Origin of the sequence: Streptomyces sp. NPDC017448 (assembly GCF_044330565.1) — a bacterium.
GTDB lineage: Bacteria > Actinomycetota > Actinomycetes > Streptomycetales > Streptomycetaceae > Streptomyces.
The window spans coordinates 20,878-36,025 of record NZ_JBIRLM010000009.1 but is presented as its reverse complement, the minus strand read 5'-3'; the positions used below and the strand labels follow the sequence as shown (position 1 = coordinate 36,025).

Here is a 15,148-nt window from a genome sequence, read left to right as displayed (position 1 = left end):
GTCCGGTCTAAGGCCCACTTACGGTCCCGGTGTTTTATTCCCGCATGGGCCCCTATTCGGCCCGCCCCCCCGCCCCGCCCCCCCCCGGGGGGGGGGCCGGGGGGGGGGGGGCGCCCGGGGGGGGCCCCCCGGCCGCTCGTCCGGTTCTCGGGGGTCGGGCGGGCTGTTTCGGCCGCCGGGGAGGAGATCTCCTCCCCGGCGAGGCGGCCGCCCCCCCCGGAGACCCCGGGGCGTGAGGCGTCCTTTCGGTGAACTCCTTTGTATACAGCGGGAGTTCGCCAACGTGCCGGGGCCGGGCGGTGGTTCCGTCCTCGGCCCGCCGGTGCTCCGGGGTGAAGAGGCGCGCGGGGTGGCGGCGCCCGATGGAGGCGGTGCCGCTACGGACGGTGCAACGGGCGTCGCCGAGCGGAGCGATGGCAGGCAACCGCTCCTGGCCGAATTCCCTCCGCGTTTTCCGTACCGGCAGTCGGTTTGCGGTGGGCCGGCGTTCCCGGAAGGGCGGGCGGCCCCGCCGGTGCGGGCGGCGTCCGGGGTCGTCGCCTCCGGTCGCCGATTCGAACCGGCCCTGCGCGGCGGCGCCGGAACCGGCCGGGGCCCGCCCCGGCCCCCCCGCCCGACCGCCACGAGGACCGCGCATCCGTTCCCGGGCCCGGCCCGCACCGGCCGACGACGCCACGAGGGCCCGTGGCCGGGGTCAAAGGCTTTACGGGCGGGCCCGGTCGGCGACAGGTCAGATGCCGAAAGCGGTCCGGCAGGCGTCGAGCCCCTCCACCGTCACCTCGACCCTCCGGTGCGCCTCCCACCGCTCCCGGTCCAGCCGCAGCCGCTGGAGGGTCACGGGAGCGTCGCGTACGAGCTCCGTCCGCAGGCCGTCGTCCGCGTACCCGAGCCGACGCGAGACCCCGAGCGAACCGGGGTTGTCGAGCATGGACGCGGACACGGCGTACCGTGCGCCGAGCCCGGCGAACGCGAGGTGCAGGACGGCGGCGCGCATCTCCGTACCCAGGCCGCGCCCCTGGTACGGGAGTCCGAGCCACGACCCGGTCTCCACCTCCCGCAGGGCCCCGAAGTTCCGACCGATCAGGTCCTGCCGCCCGACGACCTCGCCGTCGTGGAGGACGACCAGGCTGAGGGTCCAGTTCTCTGCCGACCAGGAGGCGACGGTCCCCAGTACGTGCTGGAACACGGACCGCGCCACCTCCTCGGGCTTCCCGTCGGTCCACGCCACGGAGAACGGCATGCGGTCCGGGTCGTGCACCCCGCCGGCCGCCACCGCGGACAGCTCGCCCAGGAGTTCGAGGTCCGGCAGGCGCAGTTCGAGGCGCGGCGTACGAAGGCGCAGCCCGTAGAGGGGCCAGGGGTGGAGGTCCATGAAGGGACTCTGCCGGACGGGAGGAAGGGGTGTCGATCGAATTCGGGGGCGGCTCCCCCGGCGGGGCCCGCCCGCGACGGTCTCAGGGGGGAGAGGCGGCGCCCCGGGATTGAGCCGCACCCCGTGTCCCCGGGCGGCCGGGCGCACTAGGGTGAGCCCGTGACCTCACCCCAGGGAAACGCCATGGCGCCCGTCGGCGAGGACGACCGCGAGAGCGCCCTACGGCGCGTGCGGGAGGCTTACGCCGAGGAGCGCATCGCCCACGACGAGATGGACGAACGGCTCGGCCGGGTGCTGGCCGCCACGACGCACGGCGAACTCGCCGCGGCCCTGGATTCGCTCCCCGCCGAGGAACCGGGCAGCACGGCGACGATCTCCGCCGCCGGGGGGCGCATCACACGGCGCGGCGTATGGCAGGCGCCCCGGTTCCTCAAGGTCGAGTCCGCCTTCGGGCGGGTGCGCCTGGACTTCTCCCGGGCGCTCGTCGAGCACCCGGTCACCGACATCGAGCTGAACCTCGGCACCGGCAACGCGGTCATCACGGTGCCGCGCGACGCGATCGTCGACGTCAGGGGGCTGGCGACCGGGTGGAAGGACCTGCGCTACACCCCCCGCCAGCCGTCCCGCCGGGACGCGCCGCGCTTCCGCTTCTCCGGGGCGATGGGATACGGCAAGCTCCGGATCCGCCACGCCTGGCGCTGAGGCGGGCGCGGTCGCTCACGCGGCGTCCTGGGTGGGGCGGGGCCAGGCGGCCTCGCGCAGCAGACGCAGGCCGTTGAGGCCGACGATGACGGTGGAGCCCTCGTGGCCGGCGACCCCGAGCGGGAGGGGGAGGGTGCCGATCAGGTCCCAGGCGACGAGGGCGGCGATGAACGTCCCGGCGATGGCCAGGTTCTGGACGACCAGCCGGCGTGCGGTGCGCGAGAGCTGCACGACGGAGGGGATGGCGGCCAGTTCGTCCCGGACCACGACGGCGTCGGCGGTCTCCAGGGCCAGGTCGGAGCCGACGCGGCCCATGGCGATGCCGACGTGCGCGGCGGCCAGGGCGGGGGCGTCGTTGACCCCGTCGCCGACGACCAGCACCTTGCGGCCCGCGGCCTCCCACCCCTTGACGGCGGCGACCTTGTCCTGGGGCAGCAGACCGGCACGCACCTCGGTGATGCCGACCTCCGCGGCGAGGCGCACCGCGGCGCGCTCGTTGTCGCCGGTGAGCAGGACGGGGGCGCGGCCCGTCAGACGGGTGAGGGCGGCGACGGTGGCCGCCGCGTCGGGCCGCAGCCGGTCGGCGATGCCGAGCACCCCCACCGGGACGCCGTCGGACAGGACGGTCACGGCGGTGCGTCCGGCCTCCTCCAGTTCGGTCACGGCCGTGCGGTGCGGGGTGCGGGGGGCGTCGGAGAGAAGGCGGCCGGGGGCGCCGACGGTGACGGTGCGGCCGTCGACGGTGGCGGTGACGCCCCGCCCCGGCGTGGAGGCGAAGTCGTCGGCCTCGGCGAGGGGCAGGCCGCGGTCGCGGGCGGCGGCGACGACCGCGCGGCCGAGCGGGTGTTCGCTGGGGTGCTCGGCGGCGGCGGCCAGGGCCAGGAGCGCGGAGTCGTCGAGCCCGCTGCCGGGCAGCGGCCGGATGTCGGTGACGTAGGGGGTGCCTTCGGTCAGGGTGCCGGTCTTGTCCAGGGCGACGGTGTCGATCCGGCCGAGGCGTTCCATCACGACGGCGGACTTCGCCAGCACGCCGTGGCGTCCGGCGTTGGCGATGGCGGACAGCAGCGGCGGCATGGTGGACAGCACCACCGCGCACGGCGAGGCCACGATCATGAACGTCATCGCCCGCAACAGCGCCGCGTCGAGCGTGTCACCGAAGGCGAGCGGGGTGCCGAAGACGGCGAGAGTCGCGATGACCATGCCGATCGAGTAGCGCTGCTCGATCTTCTCGATGAAGAGCTGGGTGGGGGCCTTGGTCTCGGAGGCTTCCTCGACCATCTTCACGATCCGGGCGATCACCGAGTCCGCGGGATCCCGCTCCACCCGCACCCGCAGGGCGCCGGTGCCGTTGACGGTGCCGGCGAACACCTCGTCGCCCGCCTGCTTGGCCGCCGGCAGCGGCTCCCCGGTGATGGTTGCCTGATCCACCTCACTGGCGCCGTCCACCACCTGCCCGTCCGCCCCGACGCGCTCGCCGGGGCGGACCAGCACCGTGTCGCCGACCGCCAGGTCCTCGGTGTCCACCGTCTCCTCGGCGCCGTCGGGCAGCAGCCGGACGGCGGTGGTCGGGGCGAGGTCGAGCAGGCCGCGCACGGAGTCCGCCGTCCGCGCGGTGGCGACGGCCTCCAGGGCGCCGGAGGTGGCGAAGATGACGATCAGCAGCGCGCCGTCGAGGACCTGACCGATCGCGGCGGCCCCGAGCGCGGCCACCACCATCAGCAGGTCCACGTCCAGCGTCCTGTCCTTCAGGGCCTTCAGCCCTTCCCAGCCGGGTTCCCACCCCCCGGTGACGTACGTGGCGGCGAACAGCGCCCCCCACAGCCATCCGGGCCCGTGGAGCAGGTGGACGGGCAGGGCGAGCAGGAACAGCACCAGGGAGGCGAGCGCCCAGCGGGCCTCCGGCAGTGCGAGCACCCGGGTGCGGCGCCGGGGCGGGGCGGGGCGCGGGCCTCCGGTGGGCGGCGCGGACCGCTGGTCCAGGAGAGAAGACATGACAAAACAACCCTTCACGGGCGGGACGAGGCGACAACCCCACCGTACAGGAATATCTGAACAGGTCTTCAAGTGTCGTCGTTATGATGGAGACCATGGGCCATGGACGCACCACCACCAGCGCCGGTACCCGCGAGCGCCTCGACGCGGTCGGCACCGCCGACGTCGCCGCCACCCTCCAGGCCCTGGCCACGCCCTCCCGGCTCTACATCCTCGCCCGCCTCCAGGAGGGCCCCTGCTCCGTGGGCGACCTCGCCGAAGCGGTCGGCATGGAGAGCTCGGCCTGCTCCCACCAGCTGCGCCTGCTGCGCAACCTCGGCCTGGTCACCGGCGAACGCCGGGGCCGCAGCATCGTCTACTCCCTCTACGACGACCACGTCGCCCAACTCCTCGACCAGGCCCTCTACCACGTGGAGCACCTGCGCCTCGGGCTGCACGACGCCCCCGCCCCGGCCGACCGCTGAGCGGCGGTCCTTTCGCGCGGGGGCGGCGGGGGCGGTTCGCGCGGTGGGCCGCCGACGGGTCCGCCGCCGCCCCGTCCGGGCGCCGGCGGGGGACCGGCCGTGGTGCCGGACGCCCGCGCCCCCGGCGAGGGCTCGCGTCCTACGGGATCAGCCGACGCGTGAATCCGTCCCCGACCAGCCGCTCGTACGCCGCCGAGATCCGGTCGGGGACGGGCTGCTCGATCATGAACCCTTGCGCCGGGTAGGCGAGCAGCCGCTGCGTGGCGCCCACGAGCATGTCGATCACCATGCGGCCGTCCCCGATCGAGGCCACGTACTCCTCGAACGTCATCGGATTCGACGCGCTCACGATGTCGGCCTCCGGCCACAGCTTGCGAGCCGTGGCGTAGGCGCGTCGCTCCTCGTACGGTTTGCTGACCAGTAGTACGGAGTCCACCTCCACGCCCGCGGAGTCGAGGAGGGCCCGTGAGAAGCGGATGTTCTCCCCGGTGTTGCGGGCCCTCGGCTCGATCAGCACGGCCGACTCCGGCACGCCCAGTTCGACGGCCCGATCCCGGTAGTGCACGGCCTCCCCGCGCGGCATCCGCTCGCGGGTGGTGGGGCTGGTCGAGCCGGTGAAGACGATGACGGGAGCCAGCCCGCGCAGGTAAAGTCCCGCCGCCGCATCGGCCACCCCCAGGTCATGGCTGCCGAGCCCGACGATGACCGAGCAGGGGCGGGGGGTGTGGTGCATGAGGTGGTGGTCCCACAGCCGTCGGGCGTCCGCCCAGGACCGGGTGGTGATCACGGCTGCTCGCCCTTCTTCCGCGCCGAGTCGGGCACCGCGAAATCGTAGGTCCACCGGAACCTCGATGCGGCGTGCACACCGATGGCGAACTCGACGGCTGTGCCGTCTGCGGTGAACGCTGTTCGGTGCAGTTCCACCCCAGCCCGCGGGGCCGGGCGCCGGGTCGATGAGACGGGTGCCCTCGACGTGCTCGGGACGGCAGTAACTGGTCATGGCGTGAGTGGGGCGGCCGCTCTCCTTGATCAGGCGAGCACGGACGTAGACGTCCGACCCGGGCTGCAGGCCCAGGGCGACGGCGATGGTGGCAGTGGCTTCTGTCCGGTCGGCCGTCTGCGTCTGGTCGCTACGGCTGTGCGGTCGTCCCGAAGGACGGCCCTGGCCAGGATGGCATCGATCGTGTTCCCGGTGCCGCGCTCCGGTGGCCGCCGTGTCGGTGCGGGCACTCGCTCTGCCCCGACCTCGTGCCGCAGGTGGGGGAGGGGTGACGCCGGTCCGAAAGCGTCCGACGCCCCCGTCCCGGCCCGTGGACGCGCCACGGGCCGGGACGGGGGCCGGCGCCTCATGAGGCTCAGCCCGGCAGCCCCAGCTCCCGGGCGATCAGCATCCGCTGGACCTCGCTCGTGCCCTCGCCGATCTCCAGGATCTTCGAGTCGCGCCACATCCGGGCCACCGGGTACTCGTTCATGAACCCGTAGCCGCCGTGGATCTGCGTGGCGTCGCGGGCGTTGTCCACCGCGACCGTCGAGGAGTACAGCTTGGCGATGGCCGCCTCCTTCTTGAACGGCTCGCCCGCCACCAGGCGGGACGCCGCGTCCCGCCAGCCGATGCGGGCCATGTGGGCGCGCGTCTCCATGTCGGCGATCTTGAACTGGATCGCCTGGTTGGCGCCGATCGGCTTGCCGAAGGCGTGGCGTTCGTGCGCGTACTTCACCGACTCGTCCACGCAGCCCTGGGCCAGGCCGGTCGCCAGGGCGGAGATCGCGATCCGGCCCTCGTCCAGGATGCGCAGGAACTGGGCGTAGCCCCGGCCCTCTTCGCCCAGGAGGTTGGCGGCCGGGACGCGGACGTCCGTGAAGGACAGCTCGCGGGTGTCCGAGGAGTTCCAGCCGACCTTGGAGTACGGGGCGGCCACCGTGAAGCCGGGGGTGCCCGAGGGGACGATGATCGCGGAGATCAGCGGGCGGCCGTCCTCCTTGCGGCCCGTCACGGCGGTGACCGTCACCAACTCCGTGATGTCCGTACCGGAGTTGGTGATGAAGCACTTCGAACCGTTGATCACCCACTCGTTGGTCGCCTCGTCCAGCACCGCCGTCGTCCGCGTGCCGCCCGCGTCCGAACCGCCGTCCGGCTCGGTCAGGCCGAACGCGCCCAGCGCCTCGCCCGCGCACAGCTTCGGCAGCCACCGCCGCTTCTGCTCCTCCGTACCGAACAGGTGGAGCGGCATCGCGCCCAGCGACACCCCCGCCTCCAGGGTGATCGCCACCGACGAGTCGACCCGGGCCAGCTCCTCCAGGGCGATCCCGAGCGCGAGGTAGTCGCCGCCCATGCCGCCGTACTCCTCCGGGAACGGCAGCCCGAACAGGCCCATCCGCCCCATCTCGCGCACGATCTCGTACGGGAACTCGTGGCGCTCGTAGAGGTCACCGATCTTCGGCGCGACCACGTCGTGCGCGAACTCCTCGACCGTGCGGCGCAGTTCCTCGTGCTCGGCGGTCAGCCGGTGGTCCAGGGACATGGATTGCTCACTCCTTGTGGGAGGCGGAAGAGGAGGGGGACAGGGCGCGGACCGTGCGGGACGGGCTCGGCCGGCCCAGGTGTTCGGCCAGCCAGACGCTGGTGGCGGCGAGGGCGGAGAGATCGACGCCCGTCTCGATGCCCAGGCCGTCGAGCATCCACACGAGGTCCTCGGTGGCCAGGTTGCCCGTCGCGCTCTTCGCGTACGGGCAGCCGCCCAGGCCGCCCGCCGACGCGTCCACCGTCGTCACCCCGTGCTGGAGCGCCGCCAGGGTGTTCGACAGGGCCTGGCCGTACGTGTCATGGAAGTGCACGCCGATCGACGGGGTCGCCACCCCCGCCTCGTTCAGCGCGGTCAGCAGGGCGCCCACGTGGCCCGGTGTCGCCACCCCGATCGTGTCGCCCAGCGACAGTTCGTCGCAGCCCAGCTCCATCAGCGCCTTCGCGACCCCGACCACCTGCGCCACCGGCACCGCGCCCTCCCACGGATCGCCGAAGCACATCGACAGATACCCGCGCACCCGGACCCCGTCCGCCTTCGCGCGGGCCACCACCGGTTCGAACATGGCCAGCGACTCGGCCACGGTCCGGTTCAGGTTGCGGGCGGCGAACGTCTCCGTCGCCGAGCCGAACACCGCGATCGACCGGGCCCCGAGCGCCAGCGCCCGGTCCAGCCCGCGTTCGTTCGGGACGAGGACGGGCAACGAGACGTCCCCCACGTCCGCGATGTCGCCGAGCAGCGGGAACAGCTGCTCCGCGTCCGCGAGTTGGGGAACCCACTTCGGGTGCACGAAGCTCGTCGCCTCGATGGTGGTGAGGCCGGCCTCCGCCAGGCGGCGGATGAACTCCGCCTTCACCGGCGTCGGGACCGTCTCCTTCTCGTTCTGCAACCCGTCCCGCGCGCCCACCTCGTGGATGCGCACCCGGGCCGGCAGCCCGGCGGCCGGGACCTCCATGGGCAGCGACCGCGTGCTCATGCGTCCTCCCCGGCGGTGGCCGGGACCACGACCGCCAGGACCTGGTCCATCGCCACCGTCGCGCCCGCCGTGACGTCCAGCTCGGTCACGGTCCCCGCGTGCGGGGCCGAGATCACGTGCTCCATCTTCATCGCCTCCACCACGAGCAGGCTCTGGCCCGCCGCGACCTCGTCCCCGACGGCCACCTTCACCACCGTGACCGTGCCCGGCATCGGGGCCGCCAGGGTGTCCGCCCCGCCGCGGCCCGCCCCGCTGAGGGACGCCTCCACCGGGTCGTGGTCCTGGACGTGCCAGGTGTCGCCGTCCCGGCCGAGCCAGTGGCCGGACCGGTGGAAGTGGACGACCGCGCCGTCCTGTTCGACCGTGACCCGGTCCGCCGTCACCGTCGCGCCGCCCGGAGCCCCGTACGTCACCGGGTCCGCGCCCGGCACCCGCAGCGGGAACGCCGGCGGCACCCGTACGCCCCCCGTCCGCCACCCGCTCGGCACCGAGAACGGGTCCGTCCAGCCGCGCGCGTCCGGCCGGGGCTCCAGCGCCTCCCCGCGGACCGCCGCGGCTGCCGCGTACACCTCGTCCGGGACGCCGTCCGGCACCAGGCCCTCCGCCTCGCGCTCCACCAGCCCCGTGTCCAGGTTCCCCGCGACGACGTCCGGGTGGGCCAGCAGGCGGCGCAGGAAGCCCGCGTTGGTCGGGACGCCCAGGATCACCGTCTCCGCCAGGGCCGCCCGCAGCCTGCGCAGGGCGGTCGCGCGGTCGGGGCCGTAGGCGATGACCTTCGACAGCATCGGGTCGTACAGGCTGCCCACCGGCACGCCCTCGCTGAGCCCCGAGTCCGTCCGCACCCCGCCGCCCTGCGGCTCGCGCAGCGCCAGCACCGTGCCGCCCGAGGGCAGGAAGCCGCGGGAGGGGTCCTCGGCGCAGACGCGGGCCTCGATCGCCCAGCCGTCGAGCCGGATGTCCCCCTGCGCGTACGGGAGCCGTTCGCCCGCCGCCACCCGCAGCTGCCACTCCACCAGGTCCAGGCCGGTGACCAGTTCGGTCACCGGGTGCTCGACCTGGAGGCGGGTGTTCATCTCCATGAAGTAGTACGAGGAGGGGTCGTCGCCCGGGACGATGAACTCCACCGTCCCCGCGCCCGCGTAGCCGCAGGAGCGCGCCGCCTGCACGGCCGCCTCGCCCATCGCCGCGCGGGTCTCCGCGTCCAGCAGGACGCTGGGCGCCTCCTCGATGATCTTCTGGTGGCGGCGCTGGAGGGAGCACTCGCGCTCGCCGAGGTGGATCACGTTGCCGTGGGTGTCGGCCAGCACCTGGATCTCGATGTGGCGGGGGCGGTCGATCCACCGCTCCACGAGCAGCGTGTCGTCGCCGAAGGAGGCCCGCGCCTCGCGCCGGGCCGCCGCGATCTCGTCCGCCAGCACCGCCGCGTCGCGGACCAGGCGCATGCCCTTGCCGCCGCCGCCCGCCGAGGGCTTGAGCAGCACCGGGGTGCCGATCTCCCGTGCCGCCGCCTCCAGCTGGGCGTCGGTCAGACCGCTGCCCGAGGAGCCGGGCACCACCGGGACCCCGGCCGCCGCCACGGTCTCCTTGGCCCGGATCTTGTCGCCCATGAGCGCGATCGCGGCGGCGGGCGGGCCGATGAAGACCAGCCCCGCCTCCGTGCACGCCCGCGCGAACCCGGCGTTCTCCGCGAGGAACCCGTACCCCGGGTGGACGGCCTGCGCGCCCGTGCGGCGGGCCGCCTCCAGGAGCGCCGCCACGTTCAGATAGCTCTCGGCGGCGGGCGGCGGGCCGATGCGGACCGCCGTGTCCGCCTCCCGTACGTGCCGGGCGTCCGCGTCCGCGTCGCTGAAGACCGCGACCGAGCGCACGCCCTGCTCGCGCAGGGTCCGGATCACCCGGACCGCGATCTCGCCGCGGTTGGCGACCAGCACGGTGTCGAACATCGTCGTCATCTGTTCCTCACATCCGGAAGACGCCGAAGCCCGGGCCGGCCGGGTCCTTCTGGGGCAGCGGGGCGTTGGCGCAGGCGGTCAGGGCGAGGCCCAGCACCTGCCGGGTGTCCACGGGGTCGATCACGCCGTCGTCCCAGAGCCGGGCGCTGGCGTAGTACGCGTTGCCCTGGGTCTCGTACTGGGCGCGGATCGGAGCCTTGAACTCCTCCTCGTCCTCGGCGCTCCAGCCGTCGCCGAGCTGGTCGCGCTTGACGGTGGCCAGCACGGAGGCGGCCTGCTCGCCGCCCATCACCGAGATCTTGGCGTTCGGCCACATCCACAGGAAGCGGGGGCTGTAGGCCCGCCCGCACATCGAGTAGTTGCCCGCGCCGTACGAACCGCCGACGACGACCGTCAGCTTCGGAACCCGGGTGCAGGCCACCGCGGTGACCATCTTCGCGCCGTGCTTGGCGATGCCGCCGGCCTCGTAGTCGCGTCCGACCATGAAGCCGGAGATGTTCTGGAGGAAGACGAGCGGGATGCCGCGCTGGTCGCACAGCTCGATGAAGTGCGCGCCCTTCTGGGCCGACTCGGAGAACAGGATGCCGTTGTTGGCGACGATCCCGACCGGGTGGCCGTGGATACGGGCGAAGCCGGTCACCAGCGTCTGCCCGTACTCCGCCTTGAACTCCTGGAACCGCGAGCCGTCCACCACCCGGGCGATCACCTCGCGCACGTCGTACGGGGTGCGGGAGTCCACCGGGACCGCCCCGTACAGCCCGGCCGGGTCCGCCTTCGGCTCCTCGGCCGGCTCGACCGACCAGGGCAGCGGGGCGCGGTCCGGCAGGGTCGCGACGATGGTGCGGACGATCCGCAGGGCGTGCGCGTCGTCCTCCGCCAGGTGGTCGGTGACCCCCGACGTACGGGAGTGGACCTCGCCGCCGCCCAGCTCCTCCGCCGTGACGACCTCGCCGGTCGCGGCCTTCACCAGCGGCGGGCCGCCGAGGAAGATCGTGCCCTGGTTCCGGACGATGACGGCTTCGTCGCTCATCGCCGGGACGTACGCCCCGCCCGCCGTGCAGGAGCCCATGACCGCCGCGATCTGCGGAATCCCGGCCCCCGACATCCGGGCCTGGTTGTAGAAGATCCGCCCGAAGTGGTCCCGGTCGGGGAAGACCTCGTCCTGCATCGGCAGGAACGCGCCGCCCGAATCCACCAGGTAGAGGCAGGGGAGACGATTCTCCAGCGCCACCTCCTGGGCGCGCAGGTGCTTCTTCACGGTCATCGGGTAGTACGTGCCGCCCTTGACGGTCGCGTCGTTGGCGACGATCACGCACTCCCGGCCGGAGACCCGCCCGATGCCCGCGATGACGCCGGCCGCGGGGGCCTGGTCGCCGTACATCCCGTCCGCCGCCAGCGGGGCCAGCTCCAGGAACGGGGAGCCCGGGTCGAGGAGGGTGTCCACCCGGTCCCGGGGGAGCAGCTTGCCGCGCGCCTGATGGCGGGCGCGGGCCTTCTCACCTCCGCCCAGCCGCGCCCTGGCGAGGCGGCCCGCCAACTCGTCGGAGAGCGCGCGATGCGCCGCCTCGTTGGCCTGCCAGGCCTCCGAGGCGGGATCGGCCGCGCTCGTCAGGACCGGTGCCTGCTGCATCGTGTCGAGCCCCCTTGCCCGTACCGCGATAGTCGACCGCTGCTGTTAATGAGCGTTAACGCGTCCGCCTCAGGTTAACGAGCGCTAACGGCCCTGTCTAGAATGAATCCCCATGAGCACCCACGCCGCCCGCGTCGCGGCCCCCACCCGCCGCGAGCAGATCCTGCGGGAGGCCGCCCGCCTCTTCGCCGAGCGCGGCTTCCACGGTGTCGGCGTCGACGAGATAGGCGCCGCCGTCGGGATCAGCGGCCCCGGCCTCTACCGGCACTTTCCCGGCAAGGACGCGATGCTCGCCGAGCTGCTGGTGGGGATCAGCGAACGCCTCCTGGAGGGCGGGCGGCGGCGGGTGGCGGAGGACGAGGCCCGGGGCGGCGGCTCCCCGGAGGCCCTCCTGGACGCGCTCATCGAGGGCCACATCGACTTCGCCCTCGACGACCGCCCCCTGATCACCCTCCACGACCGGGAGCTGGACCGGCTGCGCGACACGGACCGCAAGCGGGTGCGACGGCTCCAGCGGGAGTACGTCGAGCTCTGGGTCGGCGTCGTCCGCGCCCTCTACCCGTCGCTGGCCGAGAACCGGGCCCGCGTCACCGTGCACGCCGTCTTCGGCCTGCTGAACTCCACTCCGCACCTGGCCCGCCCCGACGCCCTGCCCGGCCGCTCGGCCACCGCCGCCCTGCTGCACCGGCTGGCCCGGGGCGCCTTCGCCGCCGCCGAACCGTCCTGACCGCCCGGCCCGCCGCTCCCGCCGTACGGTGACCCGGCGTTCCGGGCAACCCCGGACCGGGTACGTACGTCTGTCCGGTCACTACGCGAGAAATCGGGGAGCCGCAACCATGGCCGTCTCATTGGGCGAAGAGATCATGCTGCTGTCGCTGGACGACACGACCGGCGCCGCGCAGGGACAGGCCGCGGCCCGCTGGGGCGTGGCGGCGGGCATGCTCCTGGAGCTGGTCATGGCGGGCCGTGCCACGGTGAAGGCCGGCCGCGTCGAGGTCTTCGATCCGACCCCCACGGGCGACCCGCTCCTGGACGGCCGGCTCGACCGGCTCACCCGCTGGGTCCACGGTGCGTCCAGCAGCCGCAAGGTGGTGGACTGGCTGGCCCGGGAGCACGCCAAGGGGTCGCAGGACGTCGTGGCGAGCCTGGTGGCGCGCGGCCTGGTGACCGAGGAGAAGCACCGGGCGCTCGGCGTCTTCCCGGTACGCCGCTACCCGGAGGCGGACGGAACCGTCGAGCGCGAGCTGCGCGCCCGGCTGGACGCCGCGGTCCTGGGCGGGGCCGAGCCGGACGCCCGCACCAGCTCCCTCGTCGCGCTGCTGCACGCCACGGGCATGCACCCCCAGACGTTCCCGGGGGTGCCGAAGAAGCGGGTCGCCCCGCGCATGGCCGAGATCGCGGAAGGCCACTGGGCGGGCGTCAGCGTGCGCGAGGCGATCCGCACCCTCCAGGCCGCGATCTCCGCGGTGACCCTGGTGACGGTGGTCTCCGCGGTGTCGTAGACGCCCCGCCGCGCCCCCCGCCCGGGCAGAGGGGCGCCCGCCGGCCCGGAGACCGGGCACGCCGCGCACACGGGACGGCACAATGGGTCCATGCCGATACCCAGCCGCGCCGCCCTCGTCGACCACCTCGTCCGCACGCGTATCGCCGGGGACGTCGCCACACCGCGCGACAACAACCTCTCCCACTACCGCAAGCTCGCCAACGGCGACCGCCACTACTGGCTGGGCCTGGAGCTCGGCGACCGCTGGACCGACGAGCAGGACGTGCTCGCGGTGATGGCCGAGCGGTGCGGCGTCAACGACGACCCCGCGCACCGGCAGGGCCAGGACACCATCGACCCCGAGCTGACGGTCGACGCCCTGGAACGGATGGCGGCCCGCCTGCGCAAGGCCGCCGACGGCCGCGAGCGGGTCCTCTTCGCCACCGGCCACCCCGGCGGCCTGCTGGACGTGCACCGGCGGACGGCGGACGCGCTGCGCCGCGCCGGCTGCGAGATCGTCCGCATCCCCTCCGGGCTGATGGCGGACGAGGGCATGGTCTTCCAGTTCGCCGACGTCGCGGTGCTGGAGCGCGGGGCCACCCTGTGGCACACCCACTCCCCGGCCCCCATGGCCGCCATCCTGGACGCCATGGCCCACCTGGGCCGTCCGCTGCCCGACCTGGTCGTCGCGGACCACGGCTGGGCGGGGTGCGCCGGGCAGCGCGGACTGGACGCGATCGGTTACGCGGACTGCAACGACCCGGCGCTCTTCCTCGGCGAGGCGGAGGGCTCCCTCCAGGTCACGGTCCCGCTCGACGACCACGTCACCGATCCGCGCTTCTACGACCCGATGACGGACTACCTGCTGCACGCGGCGGGGCTGCTGGAGGAGGAGGCCGAGGAGGGGGCCGCGGGCTCTGGAGGGGCCGACCGGCCGGTCGTGTGACCGATTCCGGCGGGTGAACCGCGCGGCAGGGCCCCGTACGTCTCAGGGGCCGCCGCGCGCAGCATCGGCGGCCCGCCCGAGCCCCGCGGAACCGTACGCCCCGGAACCGTACGCCCCGGGTCAGGGCCCGTCGCCCGCCCGCCGGGCCCGTCCCGGCGTCGGGTCCAGGTACACGCGCCGGACCGAGGGGAACCGCTCGCGCAGCTGCGCCTCCGCCTCCTCGCAGGCCCACTCGACCTCGGCCGCGGTGGCCATGTCCCGGAAGTCGACCTTCGCGGCGATCAGCATCTCGGTCGGCCCCTGGATCAGCGTGGTCAGCTCCAGGACGTCCACGATCTGCGGCACCGACAGCAGCTCCTCGCGCACGCCCCGACGCATCGCGGCGGGGAGCGGCCGGCCGATGAGGAGTTGCGCGTTGGAGCGGCCCAGCACCCATGCCACGTACACCAGCAGCAGCCCGATCAGGCAGGACGCGATCCCGTCCCAGACGCCCGAGCCGGTGAGCTGCCCGCCCAGCAGGCCGCCCGCCGCCAGCAGCAGCCCGGCCAGGGCCGCCGAGTCCTCCATCACGACGGCCTTCACCGCCGTGTCGGGGGTGTGGCGCAGGTAGTACGCGTCCGGCACCCGCAGCCGTGACGCCTCGCGCCGCACCTGTTTGACCCCGGTGCGCAGCGAGTAGCCCTCCAGGAGGAAGGCGACGGCCAGCACGATGTACGAGACGAGCGGGTCGCCCAGCTCCTCGCCCGCGACCAGGGTGTGCACCCCGTCGTAGATCGAGAAGACGGCCCCGCCGACGAAGGTGGCGATGGAGGCGAGCATCGCCCAGATGTAGCGCTCCGGGCCGTAGCCGAGGGGGTGTTCCTCGTCGGCGGGCTTCCCGCTCCGCTTGAGCGCGGCGAGGAGCATGACCTCGGTGACCGTGTCGGCGACCGAGTGGGCCGCCTCGGAGAGCATCGCGCTGGAGCCGCTGATCAGCCCGGCGGCGGCCTTGGCCACGGCGATGCCGAGGTTGGCGGCGGCCGCCACGATCACGGTGAACGTGGATTCCCCGCCGCTGTCCGTGCCGTCCGCGCTGTCCGTTCCGTTCGCTTCGACGTCGCTCATGGTGG

The 15,148-nt window shown here is 73.9% G+C and carries 13 protein-coding genes; 5 read left to right on the top strand and 8 right to left on the bottom strand.

From position 1 onward, the window contains the following. Positions 1-730 precede the first annotated feature (730 nt). Positions 731-1,372: a GNAT family N-acetyltransferase gene (locus ACH4K1_RS16890; protein WP_398090085.1), complete on the bottom strand. Its 642-nt coding sequence runs from the start codon at positions 1,370-1,372 to the stop codon at positions 731-733. Between the two features lie 159 nt (positions 1,373-1,531). On the opposite strand from ACH4K1_RS16890, the gene ACH4K1_RS16885 reads away from it, so the two are divergent. Continuing rightward, positions 1,532-2,074, top strand: a complete 543-nt coding sequence (locus tag ACH4K1_RS16885) for a DUF1707 domain-containing protein (protein ID WP_398090084.1) — start codon at positions 1,532-1,534, stop codon at positions 2,072-2,074. Positions 2,075-2,089: 15 nt separating this feature from the next. On the opposite strand, the gene ACH4K1_RS16880 is transcribed toward ACH4K1_RS16885, so the two are convergent. Then, complete coding sequence (locus ACH4K1_RS16880; RefSeq protein ID WP_398090083.1) at positions 2,090-4,066, bottom strand: heavy metal translocating P-type ATPase; 1,977 nt, start codon at positions 4,064-4,066, stop codon at positions 2,090-2,092. A 95-nt stretch (positions 4,067-4,161) separates the two neighbouring features. Between ACH4K1_RS16880 and ACH4K1_RS16875 the strand changes: the two genes are divergently transcribed. Beyond that, complete coding sequence (locus ACH4K1_RS16875; RefSeq protein ID WP_398090082.1) at positions 4,162-4,530, top strand: ArsR/SmtB family transcription factor; 369 nt, start codon at positions 4,162-4,164, stop codon at positions 4,528-4,530. A gap of 139 nt (positions 4,531-4,669) precedes the next feature. Here ACH4K1_RS16875 and ACH4K1_RS16870 read toward each other — a convergent pair whose 3' ends face one another. The 5 genes from ACH4K1_RS16870 to ACH4K1_RS16850 form a co-directional block, all read right to left on the bottom strand. Continuing rightward, entirely contained in the window at positions 4,670-5,317 is a 648-nt protein-coding gene (locus ACH4K1_RS16870) for a YdcF family protein (protein WP_398090081.1), read from the bottom strand. A gap of 568 nt (positions 5,318-5,885) precedes the next feature. Continuing rightward, positions 5,886-7,052 carry an acyl-CoA dehydrogenase family protein gene (locus ACH4K1_RS16865; protein ID WP_398090080.1) on the bottom strand — a complete coding sequence of 389 codons (1,167 nt, stop codon included), beginning with the start codon at positions 7,050-7,052 and terminating at the stop codon, positions 5,886-5,888. 7 nt (positions 7,053-7,059) lie between these two features. Then, positions 7,060-8,028, bottom strand: a complete 969-nt coding sequence (locus ACH4K1_RS16860) for a hydroxymethylglutaryl-CoA lyase (RefSeq protein WP_398090079.1) — start codon at positions 8,026-8,028, stop codon at positions 7,060-7,062. Next, positions 8,025-9,980 carry a biotin carboxylase N-terminal domain-containing protein gene (locus tag ACH4K1_RS16855; RefSeq protein WP_398090078.1) on the bottom strand — a complete coding sequence of 652 codons (1,956 nt, stop codon included), beginning with the start codon at positions 9,978-9,980 and terminating at the stop codon, positions 8,025-8,027. The genes ACH4K1_RS16860 and ACH4K1_RS16855 overlap by 4 nt, the downstream gene beginning before the upstream one ends. A gap of 7 nt (positions 9,981-9,987) precedes the next feature. Beyond that, positions 9,988-11,610 carry a carboxyl transferase domain-containing protein gene (locus ACH4K1_RS16850; RefSeq protein ID WP_398090077.1) on the bottom strand — a complete coding sequence of 541 codons (1,623 nt, stop codon included), beginning with the start codon at positions 11,608-11,610 and terminating at the stop codon, positions 9,988-9,990. A 112-nt stretch (positions 11,611-11,722) separates the two neighbouring features. On the opposite strand from ACH4K1_RS16850, the gene ACH4K1_RS16845 reads away from it, so the two are divergent. The 3 genes from ACH4K1_RS16845 (at position 11,723) to ACH4K1_RS16835 (ending at position 14,039) form a co-directional block, all read left to right on the top strand. Continuing rightward, positions 11,723-12,337 (top strand): TetR/AcrR family transcriptional regulator, encoded by a 615-nt coding sequence (locus ACH4K1_RS16845; protein ID WP_398090076.1) that lies wholly within the window; start codon positions 11,723-11,725, stop codon positions 12,335-12,337. A gap of 109 nt (positions 12,338-12,446) precedes the next feature. After that, a complete protein-coding gene (locus ACH4K1_RS16840; RefSeq protein WP_398090075.1) occupies positions 12,447-13,112 on the top strand; it encodes a GPP34 family phosphoprotein in 666 nt (221 codons plus the stop codon). Positions 13,113-13,202: 90 nt separating this feature from the next. Beyond that, the gene (locus tag ACH4K1_RS16835; RefSeq protein WP_398090074.1) at positions 13,203-14,039 is read left to right on the top strand and encodes a phosphatase; all 837 of its coding nucleotides are present in this window, start codon (positions 13,203-13,205) and stop codon (positions 14,037-14,039) included. A gap of 120 nt (positions 14,040-14,159) precedes the next feature. Here ACH4K1_RS16835 and ACH4K1_RS16830 read toward each other — a convergent pair whose 3' ends face one another. After that, positions 14,160-15,143 carry a cation diffusion facilitator family transporter gene (locus ACH4K1_RS16830; RefSeq protein WP_398090073.1) on the bottom strand — a complete coding sequence of 328 codons (984 nt, stop codon included), beginning with the start codon at positions 15,141-15,143 and terminating at the stop codon, positions 14,160-14,162. Between the last annotated feature and the right edge of the window lie 5 nt (positions 15,144-15,148).

Bases quoted from the DNA above. Each gene is read 5' to 3' on its own strand.
- ACH4K1_RS16865 (WP_398090080.1), bottom strand. From the start codon at position 7,052: ATGTCCCTGGACCACCGGCTGACCGCCGAGCACGAGGAACTGCGCCGC.
- ACH4K1_RS16835 (WP_398090074.1), top strand. From the start codon at position 13,203: ATGCCGATACCCAGCCGCGCCGCCCTCGTCGACCACCTCGTCCGCACG.
- ACH4K1_RS16830 (WP_398090073.1), bottom strand. From the start codon at position 15,143: ATGAGCGACGTCGAAGCGAACGGAACGGACAGCGCGGACGGCACGGAC.
- ACH4K1_RS16875 (WP_398090082.1), top strand. From the start codon at position 4,162: ATGGGCCATGGACGCACCACCACCAGCGCCGGTACCCGCGAGCGCCTC.
- ACH4K1_RS16845 (WP_398090076.1), top strand. From the start codon at position 11,723: ATGAGCACCCACGCCGCCCGCGTCGCGGCCCCCACCCGCCGCGAGCAG.
- ACH4K1_RS16850 (WP_398090077.1), bottom strand. From the start codon at position 11,610: ATGCAGCAGGCACCGGTCCTGACGAGCGCGGCCGATCCCGCCTCGGAG.
- ACH4K1_RS16855 (WP_398090078.1), bottom strand. From the start codon at position 9,980: ATGACGACGATGTTCGACACCGTGCTGGTCGCCAACCGCGGCGAGATC.
- ACH4K1_RS16880 (WP_398090083.1), bottom strand. From the start codon at position 4,066: ATGTCTTCTCTCCTGGACCAGCGGTCCGCGCCGCCCACCGGAGGCCCG.
- ACH4K1_RS16890 (WP_398090085.1), bottom strand. From the start codon at position 1,372: ATGGACCTCCACCCCTGGCCCCTCTACGGGCTGCGCCTTCGTACGCCG.
- ACH4K1_RS16860 (WP_398090079.1), bottom strand. From the start codon at position 8,028: ATGAGCACGCGGTCGCTGCCCATGGAGGTCCCGGCCGCCGGGCTGCCG.
- ACH4K1_RS16840 (WP_398090075.1), top strand. From the start codon at position 12,447: ATGGCCGTCTCATTGGGCGAAGAGATCATGCTGCTGTCGCTGGACGAC.